Origin of the sequence: Parabacteroides hominis, from assembly GCF_014287585.1 — a bacterium.
Lineage (GTDB): Bacteria > Bacteroidota > Bacteroidia > Bacteroidales > Tannerellaceae > Parabacteroides > Parabacteroides hominis.
In genome coordinates this window covers 37,592-59,973 of record NZ_JACOOJ010000007.1, presented here as the reverse complement: position 1 = coordinate 59,973, position 22,382 = coordinate 37,592, and the positions used below count along the sequence as shown (strand labels likewise).

At 48.9% G+C, this 22,382-nt stretch carries 15 protein-coding genes; 6 read left to right on the top strand and 9 right to left on the bottom strand.

Annotated features, from left to right (window positions below):
- Complete coding sequence (locus H8S65_RS05815; protein ID WP_186929072.1) at window positions 1-855, bottom strand: hypothetical protein; 855 nt, start codon at window positions 853-855, stop codon at window positions 1-3.
- Window positions 856-1,142: 287 nt separating this feature from the next.
- Here H8S65_RS05815 and H8S65_RS05810 point away from each other — a divergent pair, with 287 nt between their 5' ends.
- From H8S65_RS05810 to H8S65_RS05795, 4 genes are read left to right on the top strand one after another with little or no spacing between them, the layout of a single operon-like run.
- A complete protein-coding gene (locus H8S65_RS05810; RefSeq protein WP_186929071.1) occupies window positions 1,143-2,933 on the top strand; it encodes an aminopeptidase P family protein in 1,791 nt (596 codons plus the stop codon).
- A 10-nt stretch (window positions 2,934-2,943) separates the two neighbouring features.
- Window positions 2,944-3,465, top strand: coding sequence for a gamma carbonic anhydrase family protein (locus H8S65_RS05805; RefSeq protein WP_186929070.1), 522 nt, complete (start codon window positions 2,944-2,946; stop codon window positions 3,463-3,465).
- Entirely contained in the window at window positions 3,466-4,632 is a 1,167-nt protein-coding gene (locus tag H8S65_RS05800; RefSeq protein WP_186929069.1) for a serine hydrolase domain-containing protein, read from the top strand.
- Window positions 4,629-5,285, top strand: a complete 657-nt coding sequence (locus H8S65_RS05795) for an HAD family hydrolase (RefSeq protein WP_186929068.1) — start codon at window positions 4,629-4,631, stop codon at window positions 5,283-5,285. The genes H8S65_RS05800 and H8S65_RS05795 overlap by 4 nt, the downstream gene beginning before the upstream one ends.
- Here H8S65_RS05795 and H8S65_RS05790 read toward each other — a convergent pair.
- Together H8S65_RS05790 and H8S65_RS05785 are read right to left on the bottom strand one after the other, a co-directional pair.
- Entirely contained in the window at window positions 5,279-5,869 is a 591-nt protein-coding gene (locus H8S65_RS05790; RefSeq protein WP_186929067.1) for a YIP1 family protein, read from the bottom strand. The two genes, H8S65_RS05795 and H8S65_RS05790, sit on opposite strands and share 7 nt — an antisense overlap.
- Before the next feature lie 3 nt (window positions 5,870-5,872).
- Window positions 5,873-6,154, bottom strand: a complete 282-nt coding sequence (locus tag H8S65_RS05785) for a DUF2089 family protein (protein WP_186929066.1) — start codon at window positions 6,152-6,154, stop codon at window positions 5,873-5,875.
- Window positions 6,155-6,415: 261 nt separating this feature from the next.
- Between H8S65_RS05785 and H8S65_RS05780 the strand changes: the two genes are divergently transcribed.
- Window positions 6,416-7,813 (top strand): C1 family peptidase, encoded by a 1,398-nt coding sequence (locus H8S65_RS05780; protein WP_186929065.1) that lies wholly within the window; start codon window positions 6,416-6,418, stop codon window positions 7,811-7,813.
- 91 nt (window positions 7,814-7,904) lie between these two features.
- Here the strand turns inward: H8S65_RS05780 and H8S65_RS05775 are convergent, their stop codons facing one another.
- From H8S65_RS05775 to gltX, 5 genes are all read right to left on the bottom strand, one after another.
- Window positions 7,905-9,770, bottom strand: a complete 1,866-nt coding sequence (locus H8S65_RS05775) for a RagB/SusD family nutrient uptake outer membrane protein (RefSeq protein WP_186929064.1) — start codon at window positions 9,768-9,770, stop codon at window positions 7,905-7,907.
- Between the two features lie 30 nt (window positions 9,771-9,800).
- Entirely contained in the window at window positions 9,801-12,866 is a 3,066-nt protein-coding gene (locus H8S65_RS05770; protein WP_255489046.1) for a SusC/RagA family TonB-linked outer membrane protein, read from the bottom strand.
- Window positions 12,867-13,422: 556 nt separating this feature from the next.
- Window positions 13,423-16,557 carry a beta-galactosidase, LacZ type gene (lacZ, locus tag H8S65_RS05765; protein ID WP_186929063.1) on the bottom strand — a complete coding sequence of 1,045 codons (3,135 nt, stop codon included), beginning with the start codon at window positions 16,555-16,557 and terminating at the stop codon, window positions 13,423-13,425.
- A gap of 18 nt (window positions 16,558-16,575) precedes the next feature.
- Window positions 16,576-17,814: a 3-deoxy-D-manno-octulosonic acid transferase gene (locus H8S65_RS05760; RefSeq protein ID WP_186929062.1), complete on the bottom strand. Its 1,239-nt coding sequence runs from the start codon at window positions 17,812-17,814 to the stop codon at window positions 16,576-16,578.
- 63 nt (window positions 17,815-17,877) lie between these two features.
- Window positions 17,878-19,404, bottom strand: a complete 1,527-nt coding sequence (gene gltX, locus H8S65_RS05755; protein WP_186929061.1) for a glutamate--tRNA ligase — start codon at window positions 19,402-19,404, stop codon at window positions 17,878-17,880.
- Window positions 19,405-19,826: 422 nt separating this feature from the next.
- On the opposite strand from gltX, the gene H8S65_RS05750 reads away from it, so the two are divergent.
- Window positions 19,827-21,857, top strand: coding sequence for an HD family phosphohydrolase (locus H8S65_RS05750; RefSeq protein WP_186929060.1), 2,031 nt, complete (start codon window positions 19,827-19,829; stop codon window positions 21,855-21,857).
- On the opposite strand, the gene H8S65_RS05745 is transcribed toward H8S65_RS05750, so the two are convergent.
- Window positions 21,832-22,341, bottom strand: coding sequence for a low molecular weight protein-tyrosine-phosphatase (locus H8S65_RS05745; RefSeq protein ID WP_186929059.1), 510 nt, complete (start codon window positions 22,339-22,341; stop codon window positions 21,832-21,834). The genes H8S65_RS05750 and H8S65_RS05745 overlap by 26 nt on opposite strands.
- Window positions 22,342-22,382 lie beyond the last annotated feature (41 nt).

The following is a 22,382-nucleotide window of genomic DNA, read 5'->3' as shown; positions in this document are numbered from 1 at the left end:
TCAAAAATGACTCGGCATCTCCATGGATGGCTTGTGGGTGAAAATGAGAATCATGGAGGTAACCACAGCAATACCCGCAGCAGCATATCCTATAATCCAGCCCGTGTTCATTCCACGACGGTTGCAATAATAAGAAAAGTTTCCCGCCTGATCCTGCCCGATCCGGAATCCTGAAGGAGACATCTTTCCGGCATCGACCAGTTCTGAAATATAAAAAGAAGACTCATAAACAGATTTATGCTCTTCCATACCCGTATAAATTGTCAGATAACTCCTGAAATACAATGGGCTGTTCCTTACATTAAACTCCATCACCTTCAAGTTTGTCCGGCAACCATTAGCCTTTACAAAAGGACGTTTCGTAAAAGCCCCGTACGGGATATCATCCAGAAAATCACGTCCCAGACACAAGGTAGAAGCTTCGATCTTCGATCGGGGCGGAATAAATTCTATTCCTTTCGACATTTGCACTTCCCCGATAAAAGAACCGCGAGAATAACTGCTGACCGATCCATATTGCCGGGTAGAAGAAGAATAGGACTCAACATCTCCCTGAACCGGCATCACTTCCTTATAATAGCTAACCGCTTTGTCCCCTATGATCAGGGAAGACCGCTGCCAATCTATATACATCGGCTCATCCAGCTTATTAAAAACCGTAATTCTCACCGGAGCATCTTCTCCATAAAAATTATAGATGATACGAACACTGTCATTTTCCTGCACAAAATCATTATACTCGTTTACTCCCACAATTCCTTTATCGGAACTCAACATCGAGTAATAATAGGAAGAACAAGCGTTTAAACTGAAAAGCAAGCTCAACAAACAGGTAAAAACAATCAACTTCTTCATGGCTTCTCTATTTTTAATATGAATGACGCAAATATAAGTATTTATACAGTAGCCAATGCGTTACATTTAATAATTTATTAGGCTGTATGCAATAATTTCAAGCACCGGATACCGCTATTTACCCGGTGACTAATTTGATATTGATAATTATCAGCCAACAATACGATTACTATTAATATGCAAAATAATACCGACCGTTGTATCAAATAATACCGGTTAAGTTTTTCTGTTGTCCGAAGAAATTTAATAACTTTGCCAATAGTAATGTTGACATAAAACAAAATGCGATGAAAACAAACATTTCCGAACGCATTGCCGCCCTGAGGGAAGCAATGAAGCAGCATAAAATCGATGCTTATATCATTCCGACTTCCGACCCTCACATGAGTGAATATCCTGCCGACTGCTGGAAATACCGCGAATGGATTTCCGGATTTACTGGTTCGGCCGGAACAGTTGTAATCACAGCCGATAAAGCCGGGCTTTGGACCGACTCACGCTATTTCCTGCAAGCCTCCACCCAATTGGAAGGGACAGGTATCGAGCTTTTCAAAATGATGTTGCCCGAAACCCCGACAATCCCGGAGTTCTTAGCACACGAATTGGAAGAGGGACAGACAGTCGGACTGAACGGCGAGACATACAGCCTGGCAGATGCCCGCACACTGGAAAAGTCGCTGGCAGAAAAAGAGATCAAACTGAATACAAACGCTTCGCTGATCGATCCGATCTGGAAAGAACGTCCCGCCATCCCTGAAGCTCCTATGTTTGAAATGCCGGTCGAACTCAGCGGGAAATCAGTCGAAGACAAACTACTCGATATCAACAAAATGTTGCATAAGGCAGGAGCCGACTGCACCATCCTCTCCGCATTGGACGAAGTGGCCTGGACCTTTAATATCAGGGGAACGGACGTTGCCTATAATCCGGTCGTCATCAGTTACGCATTCGTTTCCGAGAAGGAAAGCGTACTGTTCGTGAATCCGAAGAAGCTCCCTGCCGAAATAGCAGAACATCTAAAGAAAGAAGGAGTGACACTGGCCGATTACGGCATGCTGGCAACCTTCCTGTCACGGCTGCCAGAACGGACACGGGTATTCATCGACAGTAAACGGACAAACGTGGCCATCTACAATGCATTGCCCGAAAGCAGCATCTTGGTAGAAGGAATCTCGCCCGCCAACCACCTGAAAAGTATCAAAAACGAGACAGAGATAAAAGGGTTCCGCAACGCTGTCCTGAAAGACGGTATCGCTATGACCAAATTCTATTTTTGGCTGGAAAAGATGCTTAAAGCCGGAGAAAAAGTGACGGAATTGAGTGCCGCCGCCAAGTTGACGGCTCTGCGCGCCGAACAACCTCAATATGTCATGGACAGCTTTGCCAGCATATCCAGCTACGGTCCTCACGGGGCAGTCGTGCACTATTCCCCTACGCCCGAAACGGATACGGAACTGAAAACGGACAGTTTGTACCTGCTCGACTCCGGAGCCCAATATTTAGACGGAACGACCGACATCACCCGTACGATCGCCCTTTGCGACGAGCCAAGCGAGCAGATGAAGAAGGACTTTACCCGCACCCTGAAAGGCACGATCGGAATTGCCAAATGCAAATTTCCCGCAGGCATACGGGGTTGCCTGATCGACGCTTTCGCCCGCAAAGCCTTGTGGGATGCCGGCATCAACTATCTGCACGGAACCTGCCACGGCATCGGCCATTGCCTGAACGTACATGAAGGGCCGCAAAGCATCCGCATGGAAGAAAATCCGGTAATCCTGGAACCAGGCATGGTGATGAGTGACGAACCGGCCATGTACCGTCCCGGCGAATATGGCATCCGTACTGAAAATATGATCCTGATCCGGGAAGACAGTGAAACGGAATTCGGGAAGTTCCTCGGTTTCGAGACATTGACTTTATGTTACATCGATACGAAGCTGGTTATTCCGTCCATGCTCTCCGTACGCGAACATGCCTGGCTGAACAAATACCACCAGATGGTGTACGACTTGGTAAGCCCGCATTTGAACGAAGAAGAGAAGGCTTGGCTAAAAGAGAAAACGGCTGAAATTTAACTAAATAATTATGGCTTTAATAAAATCAGTAAGAGGCTTTACTCCCAAGATAGGTAAAGACACGTTTTTAGCAGACAACGCCACCATTATCGGCGATGTCGAGATAGGCGAAGGTTGCAGTATCTGGTTCGGGACCGTGCTGCGAGGCGATGTAAACTCCATCCGGATCGGCAACGGGGTGAATATACAGGACGGCTCCGTCCTTCACACCTTATACGAGAAATCGACGATTGAGATCGGCGACGACGTTTCGGTCGGCCACAATGTCACGATCCACGGGGCAAAGATATGCAATGGTGCCCTGATCGGGATGGGTTCGGTCGTACTGGACCATGCCGTGATCGGTGAAGGAGCGATAGTCGCTGCCGGATCGGTCGTGTTGAGCAAGACCATCGTCGAGCCGGGAAGCATCTACGCCGGAGTACCGGCCAAGTTCGTAAAGAAGGTAGACCCGGAGCAGGCGAAGGAGATCAATCAGAAGATAGCCAAGAACTATCACATGTACTCATCCTGGTATAAAGAAGAAAAATAGATGAAAAGGATTGGATGGGCAATGCTTTTGGTTGCCTGCTGTATAGGAGGTTTTCTGGCATTGCCCTCCAACTATTACCTGCGTAGGGCACTCACCCATTTCCTGCCCAAGATCGACCAGTACCCGATCTTCGAGAACCGGATCGTCAAAGCAGGCGATCCTGCTCCATGGCTACAAGCGGAAGCTTATAACACTTGCTCGATACCGGAAAAATATCTTCCGGTATTCAATGACTTAGAGACAGTCGCCTATGTTGTCATACAAGACAGCATGCTGCTTTTCGAACAGTATTGGGAAGATTATTCGCCGAAATCGCACAGCAACTCGTTTTCAATGGCCAAAAGCATTGTTTCTCTGGCCGTCGGATGCGCCATAGACGACGGGGTGATCCGGGACGTCGACCAGCCGGTCAACGACTTTTTCCCCGAATTCGACGGATATAACGGAAAACCGCTCACCATCCGCCATCTGCTGACGATGAGTGCGGGAGTCGATTTCCAGGAGGCTTATTCCTCTCCTTTCTCTCCCACTACACAGCTTTACTACGGAAACGATCTGCATAAGATCGCTTTCGGCATGAGAGAAATCGCCGAGCCTGGTGTAAACTTCATCTATCAAAGCGGGGTGACGCAGCTTCTCGCGTTTCTGGTTGAAAAAGCGACGGGAGAAAACATCAGTTCCTATGTCTCCCGTAAGCTCTGGACGCCTTTGCAGGCCGAAGAAAACGCCTTATGGAGCCTGGACAAAAAGGAAGGCATGGAAAAGGGATATTGCTGCTTCAACAGCAACGCCCGCGATTTTGCCCGTTTCGGACAACTCATCCTGAATAACGGGAGTTGGGACGGCAGGCAACTGATCTCCGAAAGTTATCTGAAAGAAGCGACCACGCCCGACACGACTCTTCTCTTCAAGGAATATAATGAAACGAACCGCTGTTATGGCTTCCAGTTCTGGCATCTGAACTACAAAGGTATGGATATCCCATACATGCGGGGAATACTCGGACAGTACGTCTTCATCATCCCCGACAAAAACGCCGTTGTTGTCCGCCTCGGCCACAAACGCAGCAAGACACGGACGGCACAACACTATCCGGACGATATCGATACCTGGTTGGCAGCAGCACTGGATATCATGGAACAGGGTAAACAACACAATTGCAAATGAAAGAATACAAATACATCCTGCTGGATCTGGACGGTACGATTACCGATCCGAAGATCGGCATCACCCGATGCGTCGAATATGCATTGAACCATTTCGGCATACAGGTAAACGACCTCCGTGAGTTATGTCCTTTTATCGGCCCCCCCCTCCTGGACTCGTTCCGGGATTTCTATCATTTCACGGACGAACAGGCCAAAGAGGCTACAGAAAAGTACCGGGAACGTTTTGCCGACACCGGCATTTATGAGAACAAACTGTATGACGGCATGAAAGACTTTTTAGAAGAGGCAACCCTGCAGGGACGCATCCTGATGCTGGCGACATCCAAGCCAACAGTCTTTGCCAAACGCATCCTGGACTATTTCGACATCGCCCGGTACTTCACCTTCGTAGCGGGCAGCGGCCTGGACGGTTCCTTCTATACAAAAGGAGATGTGATCCGCCATGTATTGGAAAGCAATAACCTGACGGACCATTCATCAGTCGTCATGATCGGCGACCGCAAACATGATATCATCGGAGCCAAAGAAAACAAACTCGATTCGATCGGCGTACTCTACGGCTACGGTGACCGGGAAGAGTTGTCGCAAGCCGGGGCAGACTATATCGTAGAAGATATTGCCGGACTACGTAACCTGCTGTTCCATCAATAGCACAGCCATTTTATCAGATAGCGGCAAAGCATGTCTCCGCCGAAGATCCCCACGCAGTAGAGGATTCCCAACCTGTAGCCTTTCAGGTTACAGGACACTTTCAATGCCTGGAACATCCAGACCAAAGTCCAGATCATAAACACGAAAGCGACGAGCGACAACCACATCCCGACGATAAATCCGGGCTGTTGCATGATCTCTGCCGGAGACATGTTCACGTCTATCTGTGCGAGCTTCTGCATAGGCGGCAAGAAGTTGAAAAGGTTCATGACGATCAACGGCAATTGTGCGAAAACGACCGTCCCCAACACATCGACCATCCGTATGCGTGAACGGGAAAGCAACAGTCCTCCCAGATAAAACATAACAGCCGGAATCAGCCAAACGGCAAGGTGCTCTACCGCATAGCACCACCAGGCCGGATTCGGAGCCGGACCAAAATGTAGCAACCCGTGATAATGCCAGCCGGAATAATAAGAAAGAGCTGTCGATACCCCCATTCCAGCCAGTCCCCAAAGCAATGCTTCCAAGCCTGCAATCCGTTCAAAAGGATTAATCAATCCATAAAGATGTTGTTTGTTCATAAGCTATTCGATTTTATTCAGTTTATCAATCAGATCGTCTAAGATATTCCGGACAGTCGGATAACTGACTCCCATACTCTTCGCCATATCCTTCAGGCTGCCGCTGGACTTGATGAAGTCGATTACAAACTGCTGTTCCTTATCCGTCAGTTTTGCCAGTACAGGCAGTTCAAACGTACCGCACACCTCCGTATCGCATTGTCCACAAAACATCCGGCCCACTTTCAGAGGCGCGTCACAAGCCGGACACCGCAAGGGCAGTCTTCTTTTGATCTCGTTGTTCATAGGCTTCTTTCTTATTATTGTTTATACCGGACTAAAAGATTACTTTACAACAAAAGTATTCAATAATTCATAAATATGCAAGAAATAATAAATATTATTCATTGTAAGATTAATATTATTCAATCAAAAATATAATTATTTCAATCATCCTTGTTCCGGCATGATCCGGACAAAGGAGCTTAATTGACCGTCAGACACCTGCATGTAAAGAAATTAAACTACTTTTGTGACAGAACACTTAAAAACTAAACAAATTATATCATGAGAAAAAACAATCTGTGGATAACAGCCCTCGCATTCGGGCTATCGTTATCGGCTTACGGGCAGGGCAGGCAGGAAGGCGGTATCACGTCCGGGATGTTGCAGGAAATCAAGCAAGCCTACAAAGGAACGCCAGCCGACAAAGCCATTCACAACGCGATCGCGGGCAACGACATCAACAAACTGGCTATCGACAACGATAGTAAAAACAACTTCGACACCTACTTTTCCGACAAGGTGAACAGTAAAGGCATCACGAACCAGAAATCATCCGGCCGTTGCTGGTTGTTTACAGGGCTGAACGTGATACGTGCACAAGTCATCGCCAAGTATAACCTGCCGGAATTCGAACTCTCGCAAAACTATAACTTCTTCTGGGACCAGCTTGAGAAGGCAAACCTTTTCCTGCAAGGGATCATCGACACACGGGAAAAGCCGATCGACGACAAGATGGTGGAATGGCTGTTCAAGAATCCGATCGGAGACGGCGGACAGTTCACCGGTATCTCCGACAACCTGATGAAATACGGCATCGTTCCTTCCAGTGTCATGGTCGAAACCTATAGCAGCGACAATACCAGCCGTATGTCCAACCTGATCGGCCTGAAACTGAAAGAATACGGTCTGGCTTTACGCGACGCCAAAGGATCGGAACCGGAAGCGTTGGCAAAACGCAAAACCGAGATGTTAGGCGAAATTTATCGTATGCTGGTCCTCAACCTCGGAGAACCGCCTACGAAATTCACCTGGACGCGTAAGGATGCCAACGGCAAACCGGTCGAGACTAAAGAATACACCCCGCAATCGTTCTATCAGGAATTCGTAGGCGAAGATTTGAAGAACAACTATGTCATGCTGATGAACGATCCGAGCCGCGACTACTATAAATTATATGAGATCGACTTTGACCGCCATGCGTATGACGGCAAGAACTGGACATACGTCAACCTTCCGATAAAAGATATCAAGGAAATGGCGATCGCTTCTATCAAAGACAGCACCATGATGTATTTCTCTTGTGATGTAGGCAAATTCTTCGACCGTGGCCGGGGTGTATTGGATGTAAACTATTATGATTACGGTTCGCTGATGGGCACGACTTTCGGTATGGACAAGAAGCAACGCATCCAAACCTTTGCCAGCGGTTCTTCCCACGCCATGACCTTGATGGCGGTAGACCTCGATGCCAACGGCCAGCCTAAAAAATGGATGGTGGAAAACAGTTGGGGACCGGGAGCCAACAACGGACACCTGATCATGACGGACGAATGGTTCGACGAATACATGTTCCGCTTAGTTGTCGACAAGAAATACATCACCAATAAGGTCAAGGATGTACTGAAGCAAACACCGACCCGCCTGCCGGCTTGGGATCCGATGTTTGCTGAAGAAGAGTAAAAAAGAGTTGAAAGTGGAGAGTTGAAAGTTGAAAGTTTTTGTTGCTATTTCAACTTTTCACTTTCAACTCTCCACTTTCAACTTTCAACTATTAATAATATCCTTCATTCTGCGCCTCTTCAGCAGACGGCTTCGGAGACAGACGGTCGATATGATTCTGCGGGATCGGGCGGAGTTTGTGATATTCCCGTATGTTCGGAGCGGCATCCGGGTTAAACTTCTTCACACGCTCGTACAACGTTTCCGTACGTACCAAGTCTTCCCAGCGGTTCATCTCGCCATATGTTTCACGGGCACGTTCATCCAGCATAAAGCCGATAAAATCGTCACTGATCTCTGCCGGAGTCACCAGCATCGACTTTTCAGTAGAACCGGTCAGATTAGCCACATTGCCACCATCTATCTGCCACCACTCCTGCGGTTTGGCTTCTCCTTCCTTATAGGCAGCACGTTTACGGACAACGTTGATCAGCGAAGCCGCTTTCTCGAAATCACCCTTTCTGCCATAAGCTTCAGCAGCTATCAGATAAGTCTCACCTAAGCGCATACGGACAAAGTTACGCCCTCCCTGCTCGTAGTTCATATCCGGACGTTGGGCATCAAGCCATTTCTTCAGGCAAGGGAAAAAGTGGTTCGTGTTTTCATCGATCGGAATCAATGTATAAGGCGCCTTTGCGATGTCCAATTGCATCTGGCGGTCTTTCGCTTTGTCGATCACAGCACCTTTATAATCTTTCGCTCCATAGTATTTCGGGATAAAGTAGACAGCCGTATCTCCCAAAGCGAACTTAGGCTTACCCACCAGTTCCGCCGGAGTTTCATATAACAAATCATCCGTCGTCTTGCCGTTCTCATCCACATAGTAATATCTATCCTGCCAAACGGGAATAGACGATTCCTTATTGGCATAGAACACCCAACTGAACATCTTATACATGCGGGAATCATTCAGATGGTCGAACAACTCCGTTTGTAAATAAGGAGTCGGCTTTACACGTTTCCAGGCACGTCCCTGCTGTAGATCACGTTCCATTCCCGGCAATTTTTCATAAGTCGGAACCCAATACAGGTGCATCTTATTTCCTTCCGCACCGTTAAACAATACGTCGTTTGTAAACTCGACCCCCCAGATCGTCTCGGACGAAACCTTTTGCCTGTCCTGGTCGATCGTCAACGAATAGTCTGGTTCCAGAGCGAACTTTCCGGAGTTGATGACAGCCTCGGCAAAATAGGCGGTACTGTCCATGTCGGTCGGTTTCTGTCCACGCTGATCTTTCACGGCACTGCCCCTTGTCAGGTAGACTTTCGAAAGCAAGTTAGCTGCCGCCCATTTGGTTGCACGGCCACGATCCGCCTGCATGGCGACATCGGGCAGAACATCGAACGAATAACGCAGGTCGCTAATGATAAAGGCATACAAGTCGGCAACCGACGCCCGCGGGAAATCGGTTATGATCTGCGAAACATTCCCTTCGCTCAACAACGGAATGCGTCCGAACTGCTGGACGAGGTCAAAATAGAAATAAGCACGCATGAAACGAAGTTCACCTTCACGTGCCGTTTTCTCAGCATCGGTCATATCTCCCACTTTCGGCAGATACATCAATGCCGTATTGGCACGCGTAATACCTTTATAGGCATTTTCCCAAAATTCATACAACATGCCGAAAGAAGAGTTCAACTGATTGCTGTATTTATTGAAAGCATCCTTATTACCGCCATCGGCCCCTTCCCAGACATAATCCACGCCATACTCGGTCAGGCAATAATAACGCTCGCCACCGACATACCAGCGCATGGTCGAATAGACACCGTTCACGGCAGTTTCTATACCGGTCTTTGTTTCCAGATAATCATAAGACACACCGCTGACCACCTTTTCATTCAGGAAAGATTCACACGACACGCCGGCCGCTGCCACTAAAGACAGCAAACCATATTTTATTATATTTTTCATACTATCGTCTATTTATCATGTTAGTTTTTATCAAAAGCTCAGGTTCACACCAAACAGATACGTCCTCGGCATCGGTTCATTGAAGTCACCGCCACTTTCCGGGTCCGTGCCTGAATAGCCCGTAAAGACATGCGCATTCTGTACGGTTGCATATACACGCAACTTCTGGATACCGACATTCTGCAACAATGTCTTCGGCAAGGTATAGCCCAATGTCACCTGGCCGATTCTCAAGAATGAAGCGTCTTCCTTGTAAAGGGAAGAAATGTAGTTCGGATTCTCATAATCGATATTCGGACGCGGAGCTTCGTTACTGCGGTTACTGATCGGATTGCCGTTTTCATCTTCGCCGATAATACGCCAGTAGTTCACTTTCGCACCATTATAACGTCCGTTCAAACTCCATCCCCTATCAAAAGATTTCGTCTGCCCGAAAGCACCATTCAAGAAGAAACTGAAATCAAAATCTTTATAATTAAAATAATTACTCATGCTCAACGTCACGGTCGGATTCTCATGACCGAGAATAAAGCGGTCTTCGGATGTGATCTTATAGTCGCCATTTCGGTCGACAATCTTGATATCGCCAGGCTTAAACACGCCTCCCCACTTTTCGAGTTCGGCTGCATCTTCCAGTTGCCAGATACCGTCGGCCTTATAATCATAGAACACTTTCACAGGCTGGCCGATAAACCATTTATTTCCTTCGTCGTCGACTTTCCCGTTATAGAGTTCCACGATCTCCTCCTTGTTGACGGAGAACATGAAGTCGGTCGTCCACTTGAAATCTTTCGTATCGATATTGACCGTATTTAAGGTTACTTCCAGACCTTTGTTACGGATCTGTCCTATATTGGTCGTCACATTACCGAAACCGGAAACAATCGGCAACTGGCGATCCATCAAGAGGTCATTCGTATTTTGAAGATAGAGATCCACGCTACCTCCTATCCGGCCATTCAAAAAACCGAAATCGATACCGGCATTCCATTGCTCGGTCTTTTCCCATGACAAGTTCGGATTCGGCATCTCCTTCTGATAGAAGGCCAGCACACCGTTCGAACCATAGCTGTAACGCCCGTACTCAAGGCTACCTTGTGTCTTATAAGGATCGATAGCCGTGTTGCCGGTTATACCCCAACCCAAGCGGAGCTTCAAATTGCTCAGACAGTCGACATCTTTCAGGAACGATTCCTCCTTGACGCGCCATGCAAGGGCAGCAGAGGGAAACAACACCCATTTATGCCCCGGAGCCAGACGAGAAGAACCGTCGTAGCGGGCAGACACCGTCAACAGATAGCGGTCTTTGTAATTGTAATTCACACGTCCCATGAAAGAAGCCAGATTCCAACGCTGATAATCGCTCGATACGGACTCGATCGTCTGGGCCGAACCGACATTGTTCCAAGTCTGGTTCTCATAAGGCAAGTCTTTCACCTTGATTTCCGACTTCTCGTATGTTTCCTGCTGGATGGATTGCAGGAAAGTCAAGCCCAGGGTATGATCTTTTTTGAAGGTCTTGTTATAGAACAACAGGTTTTCCCACGTGTACATACGGCGGTTATCACGAGCATTGACAGCACGCGCCGGACTGCCGGAACGGTCCGAACTCAACGCCCCGTAGAACTCGTTGCCGTACCAGGGACCTATGTCGATACCGACATTCGAACGGTATTTAATATCGAACGGAAGCGTAACATCCAGATAATAACTTCCCAGGAAGCGATCTTTCTTTATCTCCTTCTTCATATTGTCCAAATTCAAGAACTGATTCCAAAGCTGGGGATCGTTTCCCGGACGGGAAGTAATCAAACGACCGTCCGTATCATAGATATCAGCCAAAGGATAAACGTTTTTCACATCACTATACAAGTTACTTCCGTTATTTCTATCGACATGGGAAAAAGAAGTCGAACCACCGACTTTGACAAACCTGTTCAGCGTCCAGTCAAAATTGACACGGACCGAATAACGGCGGTAATCCTGTCCTTTCACAATTCCGTCCTGTCCGAAATAAGTCGCGGAAGCCAGCATCTTCAATTTTTCCGTTCCGCCTCGCACACTGACTTCGTGGTTATGGATCGGAGCCACCCGCAACGCCTCATCTGTCCAGCTATTGTAAGGCAAACGTTCGGGACACCAATTCCCGGCTTCGTCATAGGCTTGTTCTATCTTCCCGATCACATTCGGATCAGCATTGAAGTAACCGATTTTCTTATCCCAGTCCAATGTCGGAACCAATGGATACGGAGTAGTCTTCGATGTCGCCCGGTTTGCTTCACGCACCAGTTCGACCCATTCCGCCCCATCGAACATTTCTATTTTACGGGCAGCTTGTTGTACACCCACATAACCGTTATAATCAATCTGGACTCTTCCTTCTTTTCCTTTTTTAGTTGTCACCAGGATCACGCCATTAGCTCCACGCGAACCGTAGATGGCCGTTGCGGAAGCATCTTTCAATACCTCGATCGATTCGATATCCGAAGGACTCAACTCGTTCAATCCGACAACAATCGGAATACCGTCAACAACATACAACGGTTCGTTTGTCGCCTTCAACGAACGGTTTCCACGAACACGTATGCTCGCCTCTTCACCAGGTTTCGCACTTGTCTGTATAATCGTTACACCCGCTGCTCTCCCCTGCATCGCTTGTACGGCACTCAGCGAAGCAGTCTCCTTCAATTTCTCCCCCTTTACGGAGGCAACCGAACCGGTCAAGTCCCGCTTCTTGGCCACACCATAACCGACAACCACGACTTCGTCCAGATTTTGCAAGTCCTCTTTCAAAGTGATAATCACACTCCCCTGTCCTTTGTAAGCATAATCTTGCGGCTGATAACCGATGTAGGAAACGGACAACGTAACAGCCGGTTGAGAGATGGAAAAAGAGAATTTACCGTCGATGTCGGTAATGGAACCATTCGTAGTCCCCTTCTCGACTACGTTCGCACCGATGACAGGTTCACCGGTCACATCCTTGACAACGCCGGAAACCATATGCTGGGCATAGGAAAGCGCGGTCGTGCACACACAAAACAAAAAGACTAACATGGGCAGATGCAGCCTTTTAAACGTTTTCGTTTTGTTCATAATAATAAAGAATTAAATTATCCGGCAATTCCCGAACCGGATGATTTTTTCATAAAAAGAGGCGTAGGAACTGTTGATATACCCGATATTGAGGCCTTCGACTGCCCGACCAGTGATATAAACAACAGCCCACGCCCTTCTATTCTTGAAGACATACCCATGCCAGGCATGAATATATATAACAAGGAAGGTACGTGAGCGTTCAGTTGTCTATTATCCTCTGGTCTGAAAGTGTCGAAGTTTCAATATCCGGATAATATCTTTAAACGCTTCTCGTAATCAATAAAATGCAGGGACTTGCAACACTATGCAAGTGTACGGACACAAATATAGAGAGAAGAAACTATACGGGCAAACAAAAGTGATTATTTCTTGTTTTTCTTGCGAACAGGCTTTCCAAATATAAAGACAGACCTAAAACATAATAAATGTTTTCCCAAAAATCCCCGAATAGCCTACACCCGCAAATATAACATTTTAACTGTAAGACTATTAGATGGTGAAGGCTAACAGCCAAAGAACCTTCACCCTTTTACTCATTGACAATCAAAGTATATCAAAAGTTAGCGAAGTCCGAATCCGTCTCTCCGTCGACCGGAATCATCCAGAACGAATATTCACGGGCAACAGGCGTAATCGTATATTCCGGATGGGTTTGGGCGCCCCAGGTATTGTCGCCACCGACACCCATCTGCCGGTTGTCGATGTTCAGCCAGACCATATCTTTCTTTTCGATGCTGCCGCCATGAATGTGCTTCGTCATGGAGGGGATATAATAGAGGTCTTCGATCGGGAAATTCCAGGCGCTGACACCTAAGGGTTCGCCCAGCGATTTGACCAGCAAACCCTCGCCTGAAGCATTCCGGAGCGCCACCCAGCGGACATCCGTCTTATTCGCCGTTTCCTGGGCGCGGACATACGGGTGATATTGTTCCCAAACGGTCGATTCATACAGGTCGATGTCGGCCGCTGATTTGCGGTCCCAATAGTTTTCGTGCGGGCCGCGGCCGAACCAGGTCATCCGGTCGTATTCGCCATTCAGAATCATCCGCATGCCGAAGCGGGGCATTTCCGGCAAGGCCTTATCGCCCGGCGTAAAGCTCAAAGTCGTTTGGACGGCTCCATCGGGATAGACGACGTAGGTAACGGAGCAAGCCGATTCCTGCGCCGGCATCGTATAGGAGGCACAGATCGTCACCGTTCCCCCGTGCGTCTCTGCAGACATATCCGTCAATTGCAATTCGTTTCCCGCCTGCTTCCACGTTCCACAACGTTTCAACATGCCGTTCGCCACATCGTTATCGGTCAGCGGACGCCAGAAATTCGGGCGAGGGCCGGCTTGCAGGTATTCTTTTCCTTTCACCTTCAAACTGGTAATCTCTCCCGTCTTCCGGGAAAAGGTAAGAACGGAGGAAGAGGCGGTCACCGTATAACCGTCCGGTGTCTCATCCACTTTTGCCAACTCCTTAAAGGGTCGGTTTGGAATCTCTTTTGCCGACTCCTTAAGGGGTCGACGAGGAAGTTGCCATTGCTCGGATGCAGCCAAATGCCCTTTGGGAACCAAGGGGGACGCCTCCTTCGTGCAAGCGGAAAGATGCAGGAAATACTCCGTTCCGGGTTTGCCTTCGATAGCCGGGAGGGGCAACGTGACGACAACCGAGGCATGAGGCGCGATCACCGGGACATCGAGTTTGCCTTCGTGCAAGGTCTGTCCATCCGCCTTAACCTTCCAACTGTAATCATAGACATCGGAAGAGAGGAAATCGTGGCGGTTCGTGACCTTCACCTGGTCCGGCGAGAAGGGGACACCTTCGAAGTGCATATACTGATAGATCTTTTTCACTTCATAGATGTGCGGATGCAGGGTGCGGTCGGCCGCCACTAAGCCATTGGCACAGAAGTTGGAATCGTTGACAATGCCGACAAATCCCATATCGCCGCCGTATGCCCAGATATCTTTTCCTTTCTGGTCTTTGATGGCAAACGTCTGGTCTACCCAATCCCAGATAAAGCCGCCTTGCAGGTTATCGTATTTATAGATCAGCTCCCAGTAGTCGCCGAGGTTGCCGACACTGTTCCCCATCGCATGTGCATACTCGCAAAGGATCAGCGGACGCTCCTGGCGCTGGTTCGCCCATTGGCGGAGCAGCCAGATACGGCCGTACATCGGGCAATAAATATCGGACAATCCCTTCACGCCGCCTCCTTCATACTGGACGGGGCGGCTCGCGTCGCGTTGTTTGGCCCAATGGTAGATGGTCTCGAAATGTTTCCCGTAGCCGGACTCGTTGCCAAGGCTCCAGGTGATGATGGCGGTCACGTTCTTATCCCGTTCCACCATCCGTTCCATCCGCTCCATAAACGGTATTTCCCAACCGTCCATATTGGCGAGCGTACCGTCCGGATGGGCTTCCATGCCGTGCGATTCGATGTTCGCCTCGTCAACTAAGTAGATGCCGTATTCATTACAGAGATCATACCACTCCTCATAATTCGGATAGTGGCAACAACGGACGGCGTTGATGTTGAATTGCTTCATCAGCCGGATATCTTCGACCATGCTCTCCACCGAGACGGTACGGCCGCGGTGCATATCGTGTTCGTGCCGGTTCACTCCTTTGACCAGGATAGGCGTGCCGTTGACCAACAACATGCCGTTCTTCATCTCCACCTTCCGGAAACCGAAACGCTGGGTGAACGATTCCGTCACCTTCCCTTTGCTGTCCAGGGTATTGACTACTAAGGTATAAAGATTGGGCGTCTCCGCCGTCCAGCGTTTAACATCCGGAAAGATCTCAGAGAAAGACAACAAAGTGTCTGCCGCATGCCTAACGGTAAGGCGGCCGGAAGCCAACTCTTTAGTGCCATCCAGCACCTTTAACCCTACGGATGTGCCTTTCGCCAATGAGCGGCTATCCATCGTAAAGTTGATATCGAGCGTCCCATCCTTATATTGGTTCTCCAGATCGGCACGGATCTCGAAGTCTTTGATACGGGACTTCGGACGGGCTATCAGCATCACATTCCTTTCGATCCCGCTATATTTCCAATAGTCCTGCCCTTCCAGATAGGAACCGTCGCTATAACGGTAGACTTCCACCGCCAGCCGGTTCTCGCCGGGTTTCAGGTATTTATTGATCAGGTATTCGGACGGCAGGCGGCTATCTTCGCTATAGCCCACAAACCGGCCGTTCACCCAGCAATAGTAAGCGGATTCGACTCCTCCGAAGTGGAGCAACACATCCTTCCCCTTGAAATGTTCCGGAACGGTGAAGGTCGTCACGTACGAGCCTACCGGATTATAATCCTGCGGCACATAAGGGGGATTGGCGGGGAAAGGATAGCGCGTGTCCGTATAGATCGGCGCGTCGAAACCCTGAAGTTCCCAACTGCCCGGCACTTCGATATCTTTCCAGCCGGAGACATCGAAGCTTTCTTCGTAGAACGAGGCGGGGCGGGAAGCCGGGTTCCCCGCGAAATGAAACTTCCACGTTCCGTTCAGCGACTCGCGGCGTTCAAGCGTCGCGTCTTTCTGCAAAGCGGCCCTTTCGGATGCATAAGGCACGAAATGGGCATGGATCGGTTCCCGGTTGATCTGGTTTATGCGCTGGTCCTCCCACTCTTTATGCTGGGCTTGTCCGGTTAACGCGAACAACAAAAGCGCACTGATGGCGGATAGTTTATGTTTCATGGTACATTTGGTTCAGTGTTATAGCGGCAGTTCCTTTAATATCTGATCCGTCACCCCTGCATTACCGCTCACAAACAGTCCGGCACTCTCGCCGGCGGCATCCAGTACTTCGCGATAGGTCAGCAGTTCGTCCATCTTATTGTTGAACTCATCCTTTGAAGAGACCGAGAATCCTCCGCCCACCTTGATCAGGTCACGGGCCTCCTTGAACTTCTGGAACCGGGGGCCGAACAATACCGGAATACCGTAAACCGCCGCCTCCAGCGTATTATGGATGCCGGTTCCGAAACCACCTCCGATATAGGCGATCGTCCCATACCGGTAAATAGAAGACAGCAATCCGAAGCTATCCACGATCAGGCAATCTTTCCCTTCGAGCAGGCTCTGATCCTGCATCACATCGGAGAGGCGGACAGACGGGCGTTTCAGCAACGATTCGATATACATCAGATGCTCCCGGTGTATCTCGTGAGGAGCTATAATCAGTTTTATTTCCGGATGTTCATTGAAATAAGGAATCAGAATATCTTCATCCTGCGGCCAGGAACTTCCGGCAATCAGGGTCAGTTGCTTTTCTCCCGCTCCACCGGCGACAAAACGTTCAACGCTCGGTAGTTCACGAGCCTGGTTACGCACATCCAACACCCGGTCGAAACGAGTATCGCCGTAAACCGTCACGTCATGGATTCCATATTGTTCAAGCAGTTCCTTCGAACGGCCGTCCTGCACGAACAAATGCGTAAAGCAGTGCAGCATCTTCCGGTAAGGAGCTCCGAACCATTGAAAGAACAACTGGTCGGGACGGAAGATCGCCGAAATGATATAGACCGGGATTCCCCGCTTCTTCAACTCATGCAAATAGTTTCCCCAAAACTCATACTTGATGAAAACAGCCATAGCTGGATTCGCCAAATTCAGGAACTTCTTTACCCGGTAAGGCGTATCGAAAGGCAGATAGCAGATAACATCCGCCCCGTTATAGTTTTTCCGCACTTCATAGCCTGAGGGAGAAAAGAAAGTAAGCAATATCTTATATCCCGGATATTGCGCCTTGATCTTTTCGATCATAGGACGTCCCTGCTCAAACTCTCCCAACGAAGAAGCATGAAACCAGATGTACTTCGCGTTCCGGTCTATCTTCTCACGCAAAATACTATTCGTCTTCCACTGGCCAAAACGCATCAGACGCGCCTTCCGGTGGAAAGGAGAAATCAGGGCGACAATAAAGGCATAGAAATGTATGAGTATGCTGTACATAAGTTAAAAATTGAAAGTTAAAAGTTGAAAGTTGCTTCGCGTCAGTATTTTCACTGTCACCTTTCAACTGTCACCTTTCAACTGCTCTATCGCTCGCTGGATACGGCGAATAGATTCTTCTTTACCCAACGCTTCCGTTATATCAAAGATATGCGGGCCTTTACCTTCGCCGACAAGAGCCAGGCGGGTCGCATTCATGATATTTCCCAAATGGTAGCCTTTGCTTTCGATCCAGGCTTTTACCTCTTCTTCCGTACCTTCGATATCGAACGGTTCACGTGTGCGAAGCACTTCGACCAGTTCGGCAAGTTGGACGGCACTGTCTTCCTTCCAGCGTTTTTTGCGCGTCTTTTCGTCATATTCCGTCGGAGCGATGAAGAAGAACGAGCAGAGATCCCACAGGTCCTTGATAAAGGTGGCTCGGTCTTTCATCATGGCTACGACCTTCTCCACGTATGCCGGATCGGCTTTCACGCCGTGGCTTTCGAGGATCGGCATAAAGAGGGCGGCCGCTTCCTTATTGTCCATCGCCTGGATATAATGATGGTTGAACCATTTTCCCTTTTCATAATCGAACTTGGCCCCGCTCTTGCTGCAACGGCCCAGGTCGAAGCTACGGATCAGTTCGTCCATGCTCATCACTTCCTGGTCATTCCCCGGATTCCATCCCAACAAGGCCAGGAAATTGACAACTGCTTCGGGCAGGTAACCGCTTTCGCGATAGCCTGAAGAAACTTCGCCGCTCTTCGGGTCATGCCATTCCAACGGGAAGACCGGGAAACCCAGACGGTCGCCGTCACGCTTGCTCAACTTGCCGTTTCCTTCAGGTTTCAGGAGCAAAGCCAAATGTGCGAACCGGGGCATCGTATCTTCCCATCCGAAATAACGGTACAACAGTACATGAAGCGGGGCGCTCGGCAACCATTCTTCACCCCGGATCACATGCGTCACTTCCATCAAATGGTCGTCCACGATATTGGCCAGGTGGTAAGTGGGCAACTGGTCGGCCGATTTATATAAGACTTTATCATCCAGGATAGAAGAGTTGATAATCACTTCGCCACGGATCAGGTCGTTCACATGGATGTTTTCATCCGGTTCGATCTTGACGCGGACCACATACTGGTTGCCGGCATCAATCAAGGATTTCACCTCTTCCTCGGAAAGAGTGAGCGAGTTGCGCATCTGCATGCGGGTGGATGCGTCATACTGGAAATTGGGAATTTCCTTCCGCTTGGCTTCCAGTTCTTCGGGGGTGTCGAATGCGATATAAGCGTGGCCGGCATCCAACAACTGATCGACATACTTCTTGTAAATATCTCTGCGTTCACTCTGACGGTAAGGGCCGTATTCGCCTCCGAAGCCGACACCTTCGTCGAACTTGATTCCCAACCAGGTAAGTGCTTCTATAATATAGGCTTCCGCTCCGGGAACGAAACGCTGGGAGTCGGTATCTTCGATACGGAGAATCAGATCTCCACCATTCTGTTTGGCAAACAGATAATTGTATAAAGCTGTACGAACGCCTCCGATATGCAAGGCCCCTGTGGGACTCGGTGCAAACCGGACTCTAACTTTCCTTTGAGTCATAATTCTTTCATTCTATAATAATGCGGCAAAAGTAGCCCTTTTTTTTCTCTTAGTAAACTTTTTTATGTACATTTCGCCTTTCAATACATAACAGTACTTTTTTATAAGAAGTAAATGATGATTTATCGGTGAGCTAACAGACAAGACTGCGCCTTGTGCCGCAAGTTCTCTTTTGCCGTCTGCTTCAGCAGACGGATAGATGATTGCTCCGGCTTTGCCGGTTCCTCTGTGGTTTTTTAACCCCTTTTAACACAATAGATGAAAGGGACTGAAGTCCACAAAGGAAGAGGCTTTGCCTCTAAATCTTTTAAACCGTCTGCTGAAGCAGACGGCAAAAGAGAGCCTACAGCCACGAAGCAAACCTCGTTTGTTAGCTCGCTGATAAATCAGGATTTAAAAAATGATCAATAAAACAGAACATTATGAAAGCAAAGAACTATAGTATACACCCCAGCGTCTATTTCATCGTAGCCGCATTACTTATTGCTTACTTCTTTCCGAGGGAAGGGAAGTTCCGTTATCAGTTCTACGAAGGGAAACCCTGGCGGTACGGGTTGCTCACCGCGCCGAGCGACTTTCCGATCTACAAGACAGATGCGGAAGTACAAGCCGAACGCGACAGCGCCCTCAAGAAATTCGAGCCTTATTACCGGCTGGATGCCACAATCGAATCCAAAGAGATAGACAAACTCCGCGCCGACTATCAGGGCACGCTGAAGAACCGGGCGACTCCGGCCTACATGCAATATATCGAAAACAGCTTGCAAAAGCTATACCGGGACGGTATCATTTCGCCCCAGGACATGGACGGACTCAAAAAAGAGGAATATCCCCGCATCAACCTGCTCGCGGGCAGCGTCGCACAGCCCCACTACAGCAGCGAGTTCTTTACGGTCAAGACGGCGTATGAGTTCATCATCAACAATTGCCCCTCCTACTTGGACAAGTCGATATTGCAATCTTGCGATATCAATAACTATTTGGTGGAAAATGTCACATACGACAAGACAATGTCGGAAAAAGTCAAGGAAGATATCCTGAACAGCGTCCCGCTGGCCAACGGCATGATACAGGCGGGAGAACGCATTGTCGACCGGGGCGAGATCATCGACAACCATACTTACAACGTGCTCCGTTCCCTTAAGATCGTACACGAGACCAAGTCCGGAGGCGCCCAACGGCAAAGCATCATTATGGGCGGCCAGTTCGTGCTGGTGTTCGGCATCCTCTTCTGTTTCTGGCTCTACCTCTGGTCTTTCCGGATCAAGATATTGCACAACAGGAAGAACGCCCTTTTCCTGATATTATGCGTATTCGTAAGTTGTATTCTGACGGAACTTTGCGTGACGTACGGGTTGTTCAATGTCTATATCCTTCCGTTCGCCATCGTGCCGATTGTCGTGCGTACGTTCTTCGACTCGCGCACGGCACTGTTCACACACCTGATCATCGTGCTGATCTGCTCGTTGATGGTCCCTTTCCCGCACGAGTTCCTGTTGCTCCAGGTGATTGCCGGCATGGTCGTGACATTCAGCCTGAGGGATTTATATGAACGCTCGCAACTGATCCGCTGCGCTTTCTTCATCTTCATGTCTTACGCGCTCTGCTACATCAGCCTGTCCATCTACCAGGAAGCGGACTTCAAGAAGATCAACTGGATGATGATGCTCTATTTCGGCATCAACTTCATCCTGCTGATGTTTACATACATATTAGTATATATGTTAGAAAAGACATTCGGCTATGTGTCCAGCATCACGCTGGTCGAGCTTTCCAACATCAACACGCCGATCCTGAAAAGGCTGTCCGAAACATCTCCGGGAACCTTCCAGCATTCCTTGCAGATGTCGATCTTAGCATCGGAAGCCGCCGCCGCCATCGGAGCGAACGCACAGCTCGTACGTACAGGAGCCATGTACCATGATATCGGTAAGATGGCGAATCCGGCGTTCTTCACCGAAAACCAGAGCAGCATCAATCCGCACAGCCAGCTATCGTTCGACCAAAGCGCACGGATCATCATCAACCATGTGAACGATGGCATCAAGATAGCCGAGAAAGCGATGTTGCCAAAAGCTATCATCGACTTTATCCGCACCCATCACGGACGCGGAAAAGCCAAATACTTCTACAACTCTTTCAAGAACCAATATCCCGACCGCGAGATAGACGAAGAGGCTTTCACCTATCCGGGCCCGAACCCGTTCTCGAAAGAGACAGCCGTCCTGATGATGGCCGACTCCGTCGAAGCAGCCTCCCGCAGCCTGAAAGAACACACGGAAGAAAACATACGCGCCTTGGTCGACAAGATCATAGACGGGCAGATCGCCGACGGACTGATGCGAGGCGCCCCGCTAACGTTCAAGGATGTGGAAACGGTCAAGAATGTCTTTGTGGAAAAACTGAAGATCATGTACCATACGCGGATCAGTTATCCGGATTTGAAGAAATAAGCGGTACAAGTTCTTCCAGCAACCCCGCACAAGCATCCTCCAGCAGATCGAGGACCAGTTCGAAACCTTCCGCTCCGCTATAGTACGGATCGGGGACATAGTCATACAGCTTGTTCCGGGAATACTCCGTCATCTGATGTATCTTTTCCACGGATTCCAGATCCGGGGCTTTGCGTTTGAGATCGTCTATGTTGCGGTTGTCCATGCCGATGATCAGGTCGAAGTCGAAAAAGTCTTCCGTACATACCGGACGGGAAATCGAATCCAACTTATATCCCCTACGGGCAGCATGCGAACGCATACGCGGATCAGCCTTTTCCCCTTCGTGATATCCGATGATACCGGCAGAATCGACCTTGATCCGGTCATCCAGCCCCGCATCATGAACCAACTTCTTCATCACGGCCTCAGCCGACGGTGACCGGCAAATATTCCCCAGACACACAAACAATATCTTATATTCTCCTTTCTTCTCTTCCATCATTCTTAATTTACAATTTTCAATTCTTTTACCGGAGGATTAAT

Excerpts from the sequence above, each read along its gene's own strand:
- H8S65_RS05815 (WP_186929072.1), bottom strand. The coding sequence starts at position 855 with ATGAAGAAGTTGATTGTTTTTACCTGTTTGTTGAGCTTGCTTTTCAGT.
- H8S65_RS05810 (WP_186929071.1), top strand. The coding sequence starts at position 1,143 with ATGAAAACAAACATTTCCGAACGCATTGCCGCCCTGAGGGAAGCAATG.
- H8S65_RS05805 (WP_186929070.1), top strand. The coding sequence starts at position 2,944 with ATGGCTTTAATAAAATCAGTAAGAGGCTTTACTCCCAAGATAGGTAAA.
- H8S65_RS05800 (WP_186929069.1), top strand. The coding sequence starts at position 3,466 with ATGAAAAGGATTGGATGGGCAATGCTTTTGGTTGCCTGCTGTATAGGA.
- H8S65_RS05795 (WP_186929068.1), top strand. The coding sequence starts at position 4,629 with ATGAAAGAATACAAATACATCCTGCTGGATCTGGACGGTACGATTACC.
- H8S65_RS05790 (WP_186929067.1), bottom strand. The coding sequence starts at position 5,869 with ATGAACAAACAACATCTTTATGGATTGATTAATCCTTTTGAACGGATT.
- H8S65_RS05785 (WP_186929066.1), bottom strand. The coding sequence starts at position 6,154 with ATGAACAACGAGATCAAAAGAAGACTGCCCTTGCGGTGTCCGGCTTGT.
- H8S65_RS05780 (WP_186929065.1), top strand. The coding sequence starts at position 6,416 with ATGAGAAAAAACAATCTGTGGATAACAGCCCTCGCATTCGGGCTATCG.
- H8S65_RS05775 (WP_186929064.1), bottom strand. The coding sequence starts at position 9,770 with ATGAAAAATATAATAAAATATGGTTTGCTGTCTTTAGTGGCAGCGGCC.
- H8S65_RS05770 (WP_255489046.1), bottom strand. The coding sequence starts at position 12,866 with ATGAACAAAACGAAAACGTTTAAAAGGCTGCATCTGCCCATGTTAGTC.
- lacZ (WP_186929063.1), bottom strand. The coding sequence starts at position 16,557 with ATGAAACATAAACTATCCGCCATCAGTGCGCTTTTGTTGTTCGCGTTA.
- H8S65_RS05760 (WP_186929062.1), bottom strand. The coding sequence starts at position 17,814 with ATGTACAGCATACTCATACATTTCTATGCCTTTATTGTCGCCCTGATT.
- gltX (WP_186929061.1), bottom strand. The coding sequence starts at position 19,404 with ATGACTCAAAGGAAAGTTAGAGTCCGGTTTGCACCGAGTCCCACAGGG.
- H8S65_RS05750 (WP_186929060.1), top strand. The coding sequence starts at position 19,827 with ATGAAAGCAAAGAACTATAGTATACACCCCAGCGTCTATTTCATCGTA.
- H8S65_RS05745 (WP_186929059.1), bottom strand. The coding sequence starts at position 22,341 with ATGATGGAAGAGAAGAAAGGAGAATATAAGATATTGTTTGTGTGTCTG.